This is a genomic window from Mesorhizobium sp. M8A.F.Ca.ET.161.01.1.1 (genome assembly GCF_004792105.1).
In the GTDB taxonomy this organism is placed as follows: Bacteria; Pseudomonadota; Alphaproteobacteria; order Rhizobiales; family Rhizobiaceae; genus Mesorhizobium.
On record NZ_SRTD01000006.1, the window covers coordinates 249,216 to 265,044 of the forward strand.

Below are 15,829 nucleotides of genomic sequence, written 5' to 3' on the forward strand. Positions count from 1 at the left end.
CAGCAAATCTGGAGATCTTGACCATGAAAACCGTGACCGGACTTTTCGACAATTATGATGACGCTTCCGATGCTGTCGGCGAGCTGGAGGCAAGCGGCGTGCCGCACGCCGATATCAGCATCGTCGCCAACAATTCGACCGAATGGTACGACGGGGATGACGACCGCTCCAATGCCTCCGAGGATGCCGCCAGCGGCGCGGGTGTGGGTGCCGTCATCGGCGGTGCGGGTGGCTTGCTGGCCGGGCTCGGCATCATGGCCATTCCCGGCGTCGGCCCGGTGGTGGCCGCCGGCTGGCTGGCCGCCACTGCTGTCGGCGCCGTTGGAGGCGCTGTCGTCGGCGGAGCTGCCGGCGGAATCGTCGGGGCACTGACGGAGTCCGGAGTCCCAGAAAGGGACGCCCATGTTTATGCGGAAGGTGTGCGCCGTGGCGGCACGCTGGTGACAGCCAAGGTCGATGATCAGTTGGCTGGCCAAGCCGAGCGGATTCTCGGACAAGCCAATTCGGTCAATCTGGAAGACCGCCGCAGCGCATACGAGGCCGACGGCTGGACGGGTTTCGACAGCAACGCCAAGGCCTTCACACCCGATGAGATCGAAAGCGATCGCGGGCGCTACGCCAATCGCCCTTGATCCCCTCGCCCGCCGCCAAAGGCGGCGGGCGAAAGTCTGCCGCGCGCAAGCCAGCATCGAAGCTCGAAGGAACACGCTAAATGGCCAAGGCACCACGCCGCAACGGCAACACCGCCGCTATTCACGATCAGACCTTGACGAGAGGTGATGGCGGTGAATTGCACCAGCGCGCCGAAAGCGACGGCGCGGTATTGACCACGGCCCAGGGCGGACCGGTCTCGGACGATCAGAACTCGCTGAAGATCGGACCGCGAGGACCGACGGTCCTCGAGGATTTCCACTTTCGCGAAAAGATTTTCCACTTCGACCATGAACGCATACCCGAGCGGGTCGTGCACGCGCGCGGCTACGGAGCGCATGGCTATTTCGAGACCTATGACTCGCTCGCCAAATACACCCGGGCCGACATTTTCCAGCGCGCCGGCGAGAAGACGCCAGCCTTCGTCCGGTTCTCGACGGTTGCCGGCTCGAAGGGCTCATTCGATCTGGCGCGCGACGTCCGCGGCTTCGCGGTGAAGCTTTATACGAAGGAAGGAAACTGGGACATTGTCGGCAACAATATACCGGTTTTCTTCATCCAGGACGCGATCAAGTTTCCGGACATGGTGCATGCCGTCAAGGAAGAGCCCGACCGGGCGTTTCCACAGGCCCAGTCCGCACACGACAATTTCTGGGATTTCATCTCGCTGACGCCAGAGTCCATGCATATGATCATGTGGGTCATGTCGGACCGCGCGATCCCGCGTTCCTTCCGCTTCATGGAAGGGTTTGGGGTGCACACGTTCCGGTTTTTGAACGCCAAGGACGAATCGACATTCGTCAAATTTCACTGGAAGCCGAAATTCGGCCTGCAGTCGGTGGCCTGGAACGAGGCGGTGAAAATCAACGGCGCCGACCCGGACTTCCATCGCCGCGACCTCTGGCAGGCCATCCAATCCGGCAATTTCCCGGAATGGGAACTCAGGGTTCAGCTCTTCGACCAGGATTTCGCCGACAGCTTCGATTTCGATGTCCTGGACGCGACCAAGTTAATTCCGGAAGAGGTGCTCGAGCCGATCCCGGTCGGCCGCCTGGTGCTCGACCGCATGCCCGACAATTTCTTCGCCGAAACCGAGCAGGTGGCGTTCATGACGCAGAACGTGCCGCCCGGGGTCGACTTTTCCAACGATCCTTTGCTGCAGGGCCGGAACTTCTCGTATCTCGACACGCAGTTGAAGCGCCTGGGCGGCCCGAACTTTACGCACATCCCCATCAATGCGCCGAAGTGCCCGTTCCACCATTTCCAGCAAGATGGGCATATGGCCATGCGCAATCCGGTGGGCAGGACGAACTACCAGCCAAATTCATTCGATGAAGGCCCGAGGGAATCGCCCCAGCGCGGCTTTCGTTCCTTCGCCGACGCCGAAGCCGGACAAAAACTACGCCTGCGCGCCGAGAGTTTCGCGGACCATTACAGCCAGGCGCGGCAGTTCTTCAACAGCCAGACCCCGCCCGAGCAGCGGCACATAGCGATGGCTCTGACCTTCGAGCTGAGCAAGGTCGAGACACCGGTCATACGCGAGCGAATGGTCGCCCATCTCATGAATATCGACGAAGGACTTGCCGTAACCGTTGCCGACAAGCTGGGCATCAAGGAATTGCCCAGACCGGCGGACGCCGCAATCGTGCCGAGGAACGATCTCGCACCGTCGCCGGCGCTCAGCATCATCCAGAACGGACCGGAAAGTTTCGCGGGCCGCAAGGTCGGCGTGCTTGTCAGCGCGGGCGCGGATGCCGCGCTTCTGAAGCGGCTGCAATCGGCGGTCGAGAAGGAGGGAGCCACCATGGAAGTTGTCGCTCCCAAGGTCGGCGGCGTCGAGGCCGGCGATGGAAGCTGGATCGAGGCCCGGCATATGATCGACGGCGGTCCCTCCGTCCTGTTCGACGCCGTCGCCCTCGTCCTGTCGGACGAGGGGGCGCAACGGCTGACCGGCGAGGCAGCGGCGCGCGACTTCGTCGCCGACGCATTCGCCCACTGCAAGTTCATCGCCTTCACGGCCGCTTCTGTGCCGCTGCTGCAGAAAGCGGGCGTCGACCCGAAGGCCGATGAGGGCATGATTGACCTGACCGACCCCAAAGCTGTTGCCGGCTTTGTGGAATCATGCCGCAAACTCCGTCTCTGGGGGCGGGAAATGGCTGTAAAACTGTGATCAGCCTGCGCCCTTCTGCGAGCCGAGTGCACCGACGAAGCCTTGGGAAGAGACTGCTCCGGTAAAAGAAAAGGCGCCCAAAGGACGCCTTAAGAGATGGGATTGCTGTCACAACGGGGGCTTGAGCTGAATTCAGCTCCTCGGGGGCTGAGGAACGGGATTTCTCCCTCAAGTTACATGCGACTATCGACGCCGGCCCTTAACAAGTCCTTACCGGGTCGCCAAAAAATTTACGAATGTGTACCACTCGTGAAATCTAGGTAAATTCGCGCGACATATTTCGTTAACCATGCCGGTTGCGGTCACTGCGCAAGTTGCGGCAGGTTCCTGAATAGCTCCAGCGCTTCCGGGTTGGCGAGCGCTTCCTTGTTCTTGATGGCGCGGCCGTGCACGACATCGCGCACCGCAAGCTCGGTGATCTTGCCCGACTTGGTGCGGGGGATGTCCGACACGGCGACGATCCTGGCCGGAACATGGCGGGGGCTGGCGCCGGCGCGGATCTTGGCGCGGATGCGTTTTTCCAGATCCTCGTCGAGCTGGACACCAGCGGCTAGCCGCACGAACAGCACGACGCGCACGTCATTGTCGAAATCCTGGCCGATGCACAGCGCCTCGAGGATTTCGGGCATCTGCTCGACCTGGTTGTAGATTTCCGCCGTGCCGATGCGCACGCCACCTGGATTGAGCGTCGCGTCCGAGCGGCCGTGGATGACCATGCCGCCATGACCGGTCCATTCGGCGAAATCGCCATGGCACCAGACATTGTCGAAACGCTCGAAATAGGCCGCCTGGTACTTCTTGCCGTCGGGATCGTTCCAGAAGCCGATCGGCATGGACGGGAAAGCCTTGGTGCAAACCAGTTCGCCCTTCGCCTGCCTGACCGGCTTGCCGTCATCATCCCAGACGTCGACGGCGAGGCCGAGGCCCGGCCCCTGGATCTCTCCTGTCCAGACCGGCTCGATCGGCACGCCGAGCACGAAGCAAGAGACGATATCGGTGCCACCGGACACCGAGGCCAGGTGCACATCCTTCTTGATGCCGTCATAGACGAAGCGGAAATCCTCGGGCGAAAGCGGCGATCCGGTGGAGGAGATGGCGCGCACCGTCGACAGATCATGGCTGCGGATCGGCTTGAGACCGGCTTTGCGCACCGAATCGATGAACTTGGCCGAAGTGCCGAAGAAGGTCATCTTCTCGGCATCGGCGAGGTCGAACAGCACATTACCGTCGGGATAGAAGGGGGAACCGTCGTAGAGCAGCAGCGTGGCGCCGGAGGCAAGACCCGATACCAGCCAGTTCCACATCATCCAGCCGCAGGTGGTGAAGTAGAAGAAGCGGTCGCCATCACCGAGGCCGGCATGCAGCAGGTGTTCCTTGACATGCTGGATCAGCGTGCCGCCGGCCGAATGGACGATGCATTTGGGAATGCCGGTGGTGCCGGACGAAAACAGGATGTAGAGCGGATGCGAAAACGGCAGCCGCTCGAAGGTGACTGGTTTGACGGCGAAGGGCGACAGCGCCTCTTCCATCGCCACGGCCTTGTCGATGGTATCGGCAACATCCGCGGATGTGCCGAGATAGTCGACGAGCAGAACCTTGCGGACGCTGCCGAGCCTGGCCGCGACCGCCTTGACCTTGTCGGCGACCTCGATCGCCTTGCCATTGTACCAATAGCCGTCCGGCGCGATGAAGACGACAGGCTCGATCTGGCCGAACCGGTCGAGCACACCCTGCTCGCCGAAATCAGGAGAACAGGATGACCACACCGCCCCGATCGAGGCCGCAGCCAGCATGGCGGCGACGGCTTCGGGCATGTTGGGCATCATTGCCGCGATACGGTCACCCTTCTTCACCTTAAGCGACAGGAAAAGCTGCTGCAGGCGCGAAACCAGGCCATGCAATTCGTTCCACGACAGCCGCCTCTCGACCTTGTCCTCGCCGCGAAAGACGATTGCTTCGCCGGCACCGGTCTTCTTCAGAAGGTTTTCGGCGAAATTCAGCGACGCGTCCGGGAAGAACGAAGCGCCGGGCATCTTGCCGCCATCGAGTAGCAGTCGCTCGCCCTTGTCGCCTTCAAGTCCGCAGAAATCCCAGACGAGATCCCAGAACGCCTCCCGGTTCTCGACCGACCAGCGATGAAGATCGGTATAGGACGAGAACGGACTGCCGGTAGTCGTTGCCGCGGCCTTCATGAAGGCGGTCAAGGGGGAGGCATCAATCTGGTCTTGCGTCGGGGTCCAGAGCGGTACTTCGCCAGCCATGATCGATCCTCCCACGGTCGCCATCGCTTATGCATATCGCAGCGCAGCAGAGCAAGATTTTGTTGGGCCGATGCGCCCAGGTGTGCGCAAATGCCATCGCTGGGCCATAAAGACTTGAAATGCGTCAGCCCTAAGTCGTAGTGACGACAGGGTTACACCCGTCGGACGATCGGTTTTTATCGGAATGGAAGCATACGGGGCTATATGCCGTCATCCTTGATCCGCCGCGGAGTGTGGGCGATCGGCGTTGCCGCCATCGTCATCGCGCTGGTGGTCGCGGCCCTGCCGCTGATCGCCTCGACGCGGATCGTGCGTGACCGCATCGCGTGGGAGTTAAGCGCCTGGAGCGGCTTTCGAGTTGCCATCGAAGGGTCGCCGCGCATCGAGGTCTGGCCGAAATTCCGCGCGATCCTGACCGATGTGACACTGTCGAAGTGGACCGACGGCGATGCCCCGCCGGTCGTCGAAGCCGAAAGGGTCGAGGTTGACCTCTCGGCCATGGCGGCATTGCAGGGCGATGTGGCGTTTTCCACGGCACGGCTGGTGCGGCCGACAATCCGGGTGCAGCGCACGGCGGATGGCCTGTTCCTGCCCACGGCGCCGACGGGCGGGCGCATCGCGCGCTCCATCGACGCGGCTCGCGGCGTGGTCAATGCCGACCCCGCCAAGCCCGATCTCGACAAGCTGCCAGCCGACACTTTCGGCACCGTCGAGTTCAGGGATGGCCGCATGGTGGCGTCCGTCAACGGCAAGGATGTGGAGATCCTGAGCAGTCTTAGCGGCCAGGCCACCTGGGCGGCGATGAACAGCAATGCGACACTGTCCGCGACCGGGATCTGGCGCGGCGAAAGCGTGACGGTGGATGCCGCCTCGCCGAGACCGCTGGTGCTGTTTGCCGGGGGCACGGCGCCGCTCACCCTGTCCTTCAAGGCAGCGCCCGCCACCTTCTCCTTCGACGGCACCGCCAGCATGTCCGAAAACGCCTATTTCGACGGCCAGGTGAAATTCGCGGCCCCATCGCTGCGCCGCGTGCTGGAATGGTCGCAGGCCGGCATCGCGCCGAGCGCGGCAATCGGCTCGGTCAGCATTTCGAGCAAGGTCACTGCGTCGGCCGGCCGCATCAAATTCGAGAACACGGCGCTGGCGCTGGACAATAACCCGGGCATGGGCGCGCTGGACGTGTCGCTCGGCGAGACGCAGCCGGTGATTTCGGGCACGCTTGCCTTCGACACGCTCGACCTCAGGTCGTTCCTGTCCGCCTTCACGCCACTGGGACCGGCGACCAGCGCCGAGCCGGGCCAGGTCGACACGAGTTTCGCCGACCGGGTCAACCTCGATCTCAGGTTGTCGGCGGCCCATGCCACGGCGGGAAGCATCCAGCTTGCCGATGTCGCGGCCACCGCCCAGGTCAAGGACGGTCTTTCCGTCTTCGATATCTCCGACGCCTCGGCTTTTGGCGGCAACGTCCAGACCAGCCTTCGCTTCGACCGCAAACCCGAAGGCACCCAGGTCGAGATCCGGCTACTGGCCTCCGACGTCGATGGCGGCGCGTTCGGTACCGCGGCCGGGATGACCCGGCTGGTGCCGGTTGGCACGGGCACCGTTTCGGTCATCCTCAAGGGACCGGGAAGGACCTGGGATTCGATCTTCGAAAACGCCGACGGCTCGGTCTCGGCGACCTTCGGCCCTGGCGCGCTCAGCAAGTTCAACCTGCCGGCGTTTCTCAAGCATACCGAACAAGGCGGCTTCTTCGCGCTCGACGATGTCTCGGACGGGACGCTGCCCATCGATGGCGCCGAAGTGAAGGCAACCATTTCGAGAGGTGTGGCGAGACTCGACAAGGCAGAGGCCAATTCGGCGAAATACAAGATCTGGCTTTCCGGCATCGCATCCTACGCAGGACGCGGACTGGCACTGTCGGGCGGTGTTATCCAGCCGGATCAGCCTGCAACGCAAAAAACTGGCCAGCAAGGCCCCAACCAGTCGTCGTTTTTCGTCGGCGGAACGTGGAGCACGCCGTTCATTTCACCCATCAGCCGTGGCGTTTCGGGCGAATAAGGCATTGCTCCTGAAGCGCCGCTCCTAGAGAGGTTCAGCGTTTGATAGAATCGCCGATCCGCTCTAACTTCTTGTTTCTATGCAATTCCCAAGGGGAAGCGCTACGCGCTTCTCCCGGGAAAACCGCTAGGCACTTTTCCTGGAATTGCTCTACCCGCGTTGCGCGGCCCGCTCGTCAAGCTGCCGCTGCACCTCGCGTCGCTTGTTGGCGACCGAAGCGATGATCACGCCAACCGTGACGATCGCGATCAGGATGGTGCAGGCGGCATTGATCTCCGGCGTCACGCCGAGACGGACCTGGCTGTAGATCTTCATCGGCAGCGTGGTGGCGCCAGGGCCCGAAGCAAAGCTGGCGATGACCAGGTCGTCCAGTGACAGCGTGAAGGCCAGCATCCAGCCGGACACGATCGCCGGCAGGATGACCGGTAGCGTGATCTGGAAGAAGGTCTTCACCGGCGGCGCGCCAAGATCCATGGCGGCTTCCTCCAGCGAACGATCGAAGCTGACAAGCCGCGACTGCACGACGACCGCGACAAAGCACATTGTGAAGGTGATATGCGCGAGGATCACGGTCGTCATGCCGCGATCCATGCCGATGGCGACAAACAGCAGGAGCAGCGACAGGCCGGTAATGACATCAGGCATGACCAATGGTGCGAAGATCATGCCCGAGAACAGGACCCTGCCCCGGAAGCGTGTGTAGCGGGTCAGCGCCAAGGCGCCCATGGTGCCGAGAACCGTGGCCACGGTCGCTGAAATCAGACCGACGCGGATGGTCACCCATGCGGCGTCCATAAGGCCCTGATTGTGGAACAGCGACACGTACCATTTGGTCGAGAAGCCGCCCCAGACGGTGACGAGCTTGGACTCGTTGAAGGAGAAGACGACGAGCAGCACGATCGGCAAATAGAGAAAGGCAAAACCAAGCGTGATCGAGGTGATGTTGAAGCGGCTCCAGGTGGTGTTCATTTGTCCTGCTCCTGCGCGCGGGCCTGGGCATGCTGGAACAACACGATCGGTACGATCAGCAGCAATAGCAGGATGACGGCAACGGCCGACGACACCGGCCAGTCACGATTGGCGAAGAACTCGTTCCACAGCGTCTTGCCGATCATCAGCGTCTGTGAGCCGCCGAGCAGGTCGGGGATGACGAACTCGCCGACGGCCGGGATGAACACCAGCAGGCAGCCGGCAATGACGCCCGGCAGCGACAGCGGGAAGGTGATCTTCCAGAAGGCAGCTGTCGGCGGGCAGCCGAGGTCCTTGGCTGCCTCGATCAAGGAATAGTCCATTTTTTCCAGCGACGAATAAAGCGGTAGCACCATGAACGGCAGGTAGGAATAAACGATGCCGATGAAGATTGCCGTATAGGTGTTGAGGATCACCAGCGGCTGGTCGATGATGCGCAGCGCCAGGAGCAGCTGGTTGAGCAGGCCCTCGGGCTTCAGGATCCCGATCCAGGCATAGACGCGGATCAGGAACGAGGTCCAGAACGGCAGGATGACCAGCATCAGCAATGTCGGGCGGATCGTGGCCGGAGCGCGCGCCATGCCATAGGCGATGGGATAGCCAACCAGCAAGGTCAACACCGTCGAGACGGCAGCGATGACGACGCTGGTGAGGTAGGCCCTGAAGTAGAGTGCGTCCTGCGTCAGCCAGGCATAGTTGTCGAAGTTGAGGTCGCGAAAGCCGGCGAAGAAGCCGGAAACGCCGTCGCTGAAATCGAGCACCGGCGTATAGGGCGGCATGGCGATAGCCGTCTGCGACAGCGAGATCTTGAAGACGATGATGAAGGGGACGAGAAAGAAGAACAACAGCCAGAGATAGGGAACGATGATGACGAGCCGGCTGACGAAGCCGGCACCCAGCCGTATCAGGAACGGCTCGGCGGCAGTCGATGGCGCGGCGGCATCGGCGACGGCGACATTGGACATGACCGCCCCCCTACCGCGCCAGCACGACGCCGGCGTCGGGCCGGAAGGACACCCAGGCACGGTCGTTCCAGGTCAGCGGGTCCTCGGTCACACGGGCCGCGTTCAGCGCGCTTGCCCGCACGATCTGCCCGTCGTCCAGCCTGACGTGATAGACCGTCATGTCGCCGAGATAGGCGATGTCGTAAACCTCGCCCTCCAGCGCGTTGACGGCATCGGCCGGCTTCTTCGACGAGACCCTGATCTTCTCCGGCCTGATGGCGAAGACGATATTGGCATCGGCCTTTGCATTCGCGCCACCATTCTCGACGACGATCTGGGCCCCGCTTGGACCTGTGATGCGCGTCGTGTTGGCCGACTGTTCGGCAACCTTGCCCTCGAACATGTTCACGTTGCCGACGAAATGGGCGACGAAGCGCGACGTCGGGGCTTCGTAGACTTCCGGCGGCGTCGCCACCTGCATCACCTCGCCCTTGTCCATGATGGCGATGCGGTCGGCCATCGTCATCGCCTCTTCCTGGTCATGGGTGACGACGACGAAGGTGAGACCAAGCTCCTGCTGCAGATCCATCAGTTCGAACTGGGTTTCCTCGCGCAGTTTCTTGTCGAGCGCGCCGAGCGGCTCGTCGAGCAGCAGCACCTTAGGTCGCTTGGCGACCGAGCGAGCAAGCGCGACGCGCTGGCGCTGGCCGCCGGAGAGCTGATGGGGCTTGCGCTTGGCGAACCGCTCGAGCTTGACCAGCTTCAGCATGTCGGCGACGCGCTTTTCGATATCGGGCTTGGCCATGCCTTCCTGCTTGAGGCCGAAGGCGATATTCTTCTCCACCGTCATATGCGGGAACAGGGCATAGGACTGGAACATCATGTTGACCGGCCGGCGATAAGGCGGAATGCCGCGCAGATCCTGGCCATCGAGCAGGATGCGGCCGGCCGTCGGTTCCTCGAAGCCGGCAAGCATCCTGAGCAGCGTCGACTTTCCGCAACCCGAGGCGCCAAGCAGGGCGAAGAACTCGCGCTCGAAAATGGTCAGCGACAGATTGTTGACGGCGGTGAAGTCACCGAACTTCTTGGTGACGTTGTCAAACTGGATATATGGCTTGGCGTTCGGGTCGTTCCATGGCGCGAAGTCCCTGCGGATGCTGCCAAGCGATTTCATATCCCACTCCGTGTTTTTATATTCCCCAAAAACAGAAAACGACCCCGGCAGTTGGCTGCCGGGGTCGCGTCGGATTGCCTACTGGCCGGTGACGATCTTGGTCCAGCTGCGCGTGACGATGCGTTGGGTCTTGGGATCGTAAGGCTGGATGGTATAGAGCTTCTGCAAGGTCGCGGCGTCCGGATAAACCGAAGGATCGTCGAGCAGCGCCTTGTCGACGAATTGCTGCGATGCCTTGTTGCCGTTGGCATAAAGGACATAGTTCGACGATTTGGCGATCACTTCCGGCGTCATCATGTAGTTGATGAATTCGAGCGCCTCGGCGACATGCGGCGCATCGGCGGGGATCGCCATCTGATCGAACCACATCTGGGCGCCTTCCTTCGGCACGGAATAGCCGATTTCCACGCCTTGCTTGGCCTCGACCGCGCGGTTGCGAGCCTGGAACACATCACCCGACCAGCCGACCGCCAGGCAGATGTCGCCATTGGCAAGCGCGTTGATGTATTCGGACGAGTGGAACTTCCTGATGTAGGGACGGATCTTGAGAAGAGCTTCCTCGGCCTTGGCGATATCGTCAGGCGAGGTGCTGTTGGGGTCCAGACCGAGATACTTCAGCGCCGCTGGTATGATGTCGGACGGAGAATCCAGCACATAGACACCGCAATCCTTCAACTTGGCCAGGCTGTCCGGATTGAAGAAGGTATCCCAGCTGTCGATCTTGTCGGTGCCGAGCGCTGCCTGCACTTTCTTGGTGTTGTAACCGATGCCGACCGTGCCCCACATGTAATTGACCGAGTATTCGTTGCCGGGGTCGTATTTGGCGGTGCGCTCCGTGACCGTATCCCACATGTTGGAGAGGTTCGGCAGCTTAGACTTGTCGAGCTTCTGGAACACGCCGGCCTGGATTTGGCGGGCGAGGAAACTGCCGCTCGGCACGACGACGTCGTAGCCGCTGCCGCCGGCGAGCAGCTTGGTTTCGAGGATTTCGTTGGAATCGAAGGTGTCGTAAACGACCTTGATGCCGGTCTTCTTGGTGAAATCATCGATGATCGAACTGTCGATATAGTCCGACCAGTTGAAGACGTTGACGACGCGGTCCGCGGCGTGACCGGCTGGCATCGAAAGCGCCAGAAATACCGAGGTTGCCGAAAGCCAGAGCGCTTTGCGGATCATGCTATTCTCCTTTGGTGAGTGTTCCATTGCCGGCGCGTCGCGACATGCTCGCGCGGCCGGGCATTTGCTTCAGACTATTGAGCTTTCCGGGGGCCGACAAGCGCCAACCGGCACGCCGCCCGCGGCCACCAGGTTGTTCGGGGCGGGAAGGAATTGCGGTGCCGTCAGAAGCTTTCGCCGCCGCGCGGACAGAGATACAAGAATGTGGTCCGGTCTCGATCGAGCCGCCGGGGAGACTTGGCAAGATACGCCTGTCTTGTTGTTGCCGTAGTCCCAGCCTGCCCGGGCGGCAGCGACATTGTCAATGGGCAAAGCTTCGGCGCCGGCATCAATTAGGCGAAGGCACTCCGGTGACCCCAGCCCGCTGCGGCCGCGCCTGGCGTTTGAATTCGAGCCCGATATGGACAAGCAGCGCCGTGACCACCACCGCGCCGCCTATGATGGTGCGCCCGGACGGCACCTCGGAATGGATGAGCCAGACCCATATCGGCCCCAGGATCGGCTCGAACGTGCCGAGCAGTGCCGCGATCGCCGCCGGGATCAGGCGCGCGCCGGTGGCGAAGAAAGCAAGGCCAAGGCCGAGATTGACCACACCAAAGACGAAGAGAAAGCCCATGTCGCCGGCCGATACCGTGAAGGTCGAGGCCTGCGAGGCAGCGAAGCCCGCGGCCAGGATCGTGCCGAGACAGGTCGCCGGCGTCATGCGCACGCTGGAGAAGCGCCGGGTGATGACGGTGGCGGTCGAGAACATGAATGCGATCAGCAGCGCCAGTCCGTCGCCTATGGGCGAGACGGAGCCGTCAAGAGATTCAGACACCATGATGGCGACGCCGGCGATGACGGCGGCAATCGCCATCCAGGTTGCGACGGTTACTCTTTCGCGAAACAGCGCCCAGGCAAACAGGGCCGCCAGGAGCGGCACGCCAGCCTGCATCAGGAGGATATTGGCGACTGTGGTATAGGCAAGCGCCACGACGAACGAGGTCGACGCAATGGCGAAGCAGAATCCCACCGCAATGCCCGGCAGGCCCATGTCCCGGAACGACTTCACCATGCCGCGCCAGCCGTCACGCCAGGCCATGAAGCAGAGCAGGAAGGCGGCAGCCCAGACTGAGCGCCAGAAGATAACCGTCCAGCTGTCGCCAACGCTGATGAAGCGGGCGATGGTGCCGCCGAAACTCCACATCAGCGCCGACAGGAAGACCAGCAGCATGCCGACGCGTTCCTCGCGCGGCGAGACTGTCGCGGTAGCAAGGCCGGGCGATGATGCTGTGTCTGTCATGGCGCGACTGTCGAGCTTTTGTGGACGGGACGATGCGCAAGGGGCGACAATAAACTGCTCTGTTCGCGTAACGCAAAGACTTGGGCCGCGGGTGATCCAGAGACCGGCGACGATTGTGGCACCTTTGCTGCAGCGTTACTGGAAATCGAACGCGCTCAGGCCGGTCACCATCTCGTCGAGGCCGAGCGGTCTGGTCACCGGCGGCTCTGCGCGCGCCAGGCAGCCGACACGCTCGCAAAGCCGGCAGGCCGGGCCGACTGGCGTCGCCGCGATGCCCGCCCCTACCTTTGCACCGACTGCCGTGCCGGGCAGGGCCGCACCATAGACCATGTCGTCGCGAAAGCCGATGTCGCAGCCGAGCAGCAGTGCCGTGCGGCGCGGGCGTTCGGAGAACGCTCCTTGCGGCCCCTCCAGGGTGCGGGCCATGCATAGGAACTCGGCGCCGTCGGGCATTTCCACCGCCTCGACGAAGATCTGGCCGGGCTGGGTGAAGGCGACATGCACGGGCAGCTTGGGACAGCCGCCGCCAAACCGGCTTTGCGGAAACCCCTGGCTGCCGGCCTTGCGAAAGCGGTTTCCGGCATTGTCGACCTCCAGCATGAAGAAGGGCACGCCAGAAGCCCCTGGCCGCTGCAGCATGGTCAGCCGGTTTGCCGCTTGCTCGAAGGAAACGCCAAAGCGCGAGCGCAGGACGTCGATGTCGTAACGTGAGCGAATAGCCGCCGCGTGAAAGGGCTGATAGGGCATCATCAGCGCATGGGCGGCATAGCGGCCGAGTTCGAAGCGGGCAAGGCGGCGCGCCTCGTCCGTGGCCAGTCTCAGCGCCTGAATCTCGCCGGCGACCGCGACCGTCATGCGGATCAGGCAGGCCTCCATCGCGACTTCACGCAACTGGTCGAAAGGCGACAGGCGCTCGGAAAGGAACAGGCGCTGCGAATGGCGGTCGTAGCGACGGCGCCAGTTCGGCATGGTGGCGACCGGCAGAACCTTGACCACGATGCCGTATTCGCGCTTCAGCCATGCCTTCAAGGCGCCAGACAGGTCGTCACCGGGATCAAGCACCGAGGTGAACGCCTCGGCCTCTTCCTCGAGTGAGGAAAAATGGTTCGGTCGCCGCTCGAAAATCTCGTGCACCTCGTCGATCGGCAGGCGGGCGCCGGAGAGCGCGGTCGCCCGCCCTTCGCGCGCCAGAAGCTCGTTGAGGTCGGACAGCCGCTCGGCCTGCTCGCGATAGGCGCGGAACAGTTTTATCACCGCGGCGGAGGCATTGGGCGCCGCCTCGGCAAGCTCGATCAGTTCCTGGTCTCCCGGCAGTTCGCCGACAAGCAACGGATCGGAGAACACCTCCTTCAGCGCAGCGACCGAGCCCCTCGCCTCGCCCTGCAGCTCATGCGGATCGACCTTGTAGACGGAGGCCAGCTTCAGGATCAGTTGCACCGTCAGCGGCCGCTGGTTGCGCTCGATCAGATTGAGGTAGGACGGCGAGATGCCGAGCCCCTCGGCCATCGCCGTCTGGGTCAGGCCTTTGGCGCTGCGGATGCGGCGAATACGCGGCCCGGCGAAAATCTTCTGATCAGCCATCGACTATCCTTGACAAGATTTACACGAGATCCGCCGCAATCCCAAAGCCGCTTTCCTTTACAGGATTGACAAATTTACAGTGCCTTCCTGTCAAACACAACACAGATTTTCTCTTATATCCGACCGGTTTTAATAATTTTTCTGGCTCATCTCGCGCCGAAATGTAAATTCAGTCACATAGAAGCGCCCCCAACAAATTGGCGCGCAGACATCATACAGAACCCTCCGGAGTGACCAATGACTGATTTTTACAACCTCGTTCCCTCGGCGCCTGAAGGTCGCTTCGACGGCATTGAACGCCCTTATTCGCCGGAGGACGTGAAGCGGCTGCGCGGTTCGGTGCAGATCAGGCAGAGCCTTGCCGAAATGGGGGCCAACCGGCTGTGGAAACTCATCCACGAGGACGACTTCGTCAACGCATTGGGCGCCATGTCCGGCAACCAGGCGATGCAGCAGGTGCGCGCCGGACTGAAGGCGATCTATCTGTCGGGCTGGCAGGTTGCCGCCGACGCGAACACCGCCTCGGCAATGTATCCCGACCAGTCGCTCTATCCGGCCAATGCGGCGCCCGAACTGGTCAAGCGCATCAACCGCACGCTGCAGCGCGCCGACCAGATCGAGACCTCCGAGGGCAAGGGGCTTTCTGTCGAGACCTGGTTCGCACCGATCGTTGCCGACGCCGAAGCCGGCTTCGGCGGTCCGCTCAATGCCTTCGAGATCATGAAGGCATTCATCGAGGCGGGCGCCGCCGGCGTCCACTATGAGGACCAACTGGCATCGGAGAAAAAGTGCGGCCATCTCGGTGGCAAGGTGCTGATCCCGACCGCGGCGCACATCCGCAACCTCAACGCGGCGCGGCTCGCGGCCGACGTGATGGGCACACCCACACTGGTCGTGGCACGCACCGACGCGGAGGCGGCAAAGCTGCTCACCTCCGATATCGATGAGCGCGACCAGCCCTTCGTCGACTATGATGCCGGCCGCACGGTGGAAGGCTTCTACCAGGTCAGGAACGGCATCGAGCCTTGCATCGCACGGGCCATTGCCTACGCGCCCCACGCCGACCTGATCTGGTGCGAGACCTCGAAGCCCGACCTGGCGCAGGCCAAGAAATTCGCCGAGGGTGTGCGCAGGCACCATCCGGGCAAGCTGCTCGCCTATAATTGCTCGCCGTCGTTCAACTGGAAGAAGAATCTCGACGACGCCACGATCGCCAAGTTCCAGCGGGAACTGGGCGCCATGGGCTACAAGTTCCAGTTCATCACGCTGGCCGGCTTCCACCAGCTCAACTACGGCATGTTCGAACTCGCCCGCGGCTACAAGGCGCGGCAGATGGCGGCCTATTCCGAGTTGCAGGAAGCGGAATTCGCCGCGGAAGCCAATGGCTATACCGCGACCAAGCACCAGCGGGAGGTCGGCACCGGCTATTTCGACGCCGTCTCGATGGCGATCACCGGGGGCCGGTCATCGACCACCGCCATGCATGAATCGACCGAGCACGCGCAGTTCAAGCCGGCAGCGGAGTGAGTTCGCAAAAAGACGACCAACAGAGGAACGCCCGAG

11 protein-coding genes are annotated in these 15,829 nt (G+C 62.4%); 4 read left to right on the top strand and 7 right to left on the bottom strand.

Annotated features, from left to right (window positions below; genetic code table 11):
- Positions 1 to 23: 23 nt before the first annotated feature.
- Both EN804_RS17705 and EN804_RS17710 read left to right on the top strand, forming a co-directional pair.
- On the top strand, positions 24 to 632 hold the full coding sequence (locus EN804_RS17705) for a general stress protein (RefSeq protein WP_135920490.1): 609 nt from the start codon (positions 24 to 26) through the stop codon (positions 630 to 632).
- Between the two features lie 80 nt (positions 633 to 712).
- A complete protein-coding gene (locus EN804_RS17710; protein ID WP_135920492.1) occupies positions 713 to 2,821 on the top strand; it encodes a catalase in 2,109 nt (702 codons plus the stop codon).
- 302 nt (positions 2,822 to 3,123) lie between these two features.
- On the opposite strand, the gene EN804_RS17715 is transcribed toward EN804_RS17710, so the two are convergent.
- A complete protein-coding gene (locus EN804_RS17715) occupies positions 3,124 to 5,082 on the bottom strand; it encodes an acetoacetate--CoA ligase (RefSeq protein ID WP_135920494.1) in 1,959 nt (652 codons plus the stop codon).
- 204 nt (positions 5,083 to 5,286) lie between these two features.
- Here EN804_RS17715 and EN804_RS17720 point away from each other — a divergent pair, with 204 nt between their 5' ends.
- Positions 5,287 to 7,140 carry an AsmA family protein gene (locus tag EN804_RS17720; protein WP_127277036.1) on the top strand — a complete coding sequence of 618 codons (1,854 nt, stop codon included), beginning with the start codon at positions 5,287 to 5,289 and terminating at the stop codon, positions 7,138 to 7,140.
- 150 nt (positions 7,141 to 7,290) lie between these two features.
- Here EN804_RS17720 and EN804_RS17725 read toward each other — a convergent pair whose 3' ends face one another.
- The 6 genes from EN804_RS17725 to EN804_RS17750 all read right to left on the bottom strand — a co-directional run bounded on the left by EN804_RS17725 (position 7,291) and on the right by EN804_RS17750 (position 14,266).
- Positions 7,291 to 8,109, bottom strand: a complete 819-nt coding sequence (locus EN804_RS17725) for an ABC transporter permease subunit (protein ID WP_127277034.1) — start codon at positions 8,107 to 8,109, stop codon at positions 7,291 to 7,293.
- Positions 8,106 to 9,074 carry an ABC transporter permease subunit gene (locus tag EN804_RS17730; protein ID WP_127870860.1) on the bottom strand — a complete coding sequence of 323 codons (969 nt, stop codon included), beginning with the start codon at positions 9,072 to 9,074 and terminating at the stop codon, positions 8,106 to 8,108. The genes EN804_RS17725 and EN804_RS17730 overlap by 4 nt, the downstream gene beginning before the upstream one ends.
- Before the next feature lie 10 nt (positions 9,075 to 9,084).
- Positions 9,085 to 10,227 (bottom strand): ABC transporter ATP-binding protein, encoded by a 1,143-nt coding sequence (locus EN804_RS17735; RefSeq protein ID WP_127277032.1) that lies wholly within the window; start codon positions 10,225 to 10,227, stop codon positions 9,085 to 9,087.
- 78 nt (positions 10,228 to 10,305) lie between these two features.
- Complete coding sequence (locus EN804_RS17740) at positions 10,306 to 11,403, bottom strand: polyamine ABC transporter substrate-binding protein (protein WP_135861895.1); 1,098 nt, start codon at positions 11,401 to 11,403, stop codon at positions 10,306 to 10,308.
- Between the two features lie 328 nt (positions 11,404 to 11,731).
- The gene (locus EN804_RS17745; protein WP_135861898.1) at positions 11,732 to 12,685 is read right to left on the bottom strand and encodes a DMT family transporter; all 954 of its coding nucleotides are present in this window, start codon (positions 12,683 to 12,685) and stop codon (positions 11,732 to 11,734) included.
- A 135-nt stretch (positions 12,686 to 12,820) separates the two neighbouring features.
- Complete coding sequence (locus tag EN804_RS17750) at positions 12,821 to 14,266, bottom strand: XRE family transcriptional regulator (protein WP_127277026.1); 1,446 nt, start codon at positions 14,264 to 14,266, stop codon at positions 12,821 to 12,823.
- Positions 14,267 to 14,503: 237 nt separating this feature from the next.
- Between EN804_RS17750 and aceA the strand changes: the two genes are divergently transcribed.
- Entirely contained in the window at positions 14,504 to 15,793 is a 1,290-nt protein-coding gene (aceA, locus tag EN804_RS17755) for an isocitrate lyase (RefSeq protein WP_127870858.1), read from the top strand.
- The last annotated feature ends 36 nt before the right edge of the window (positions 15,794 to 15,829 follow it).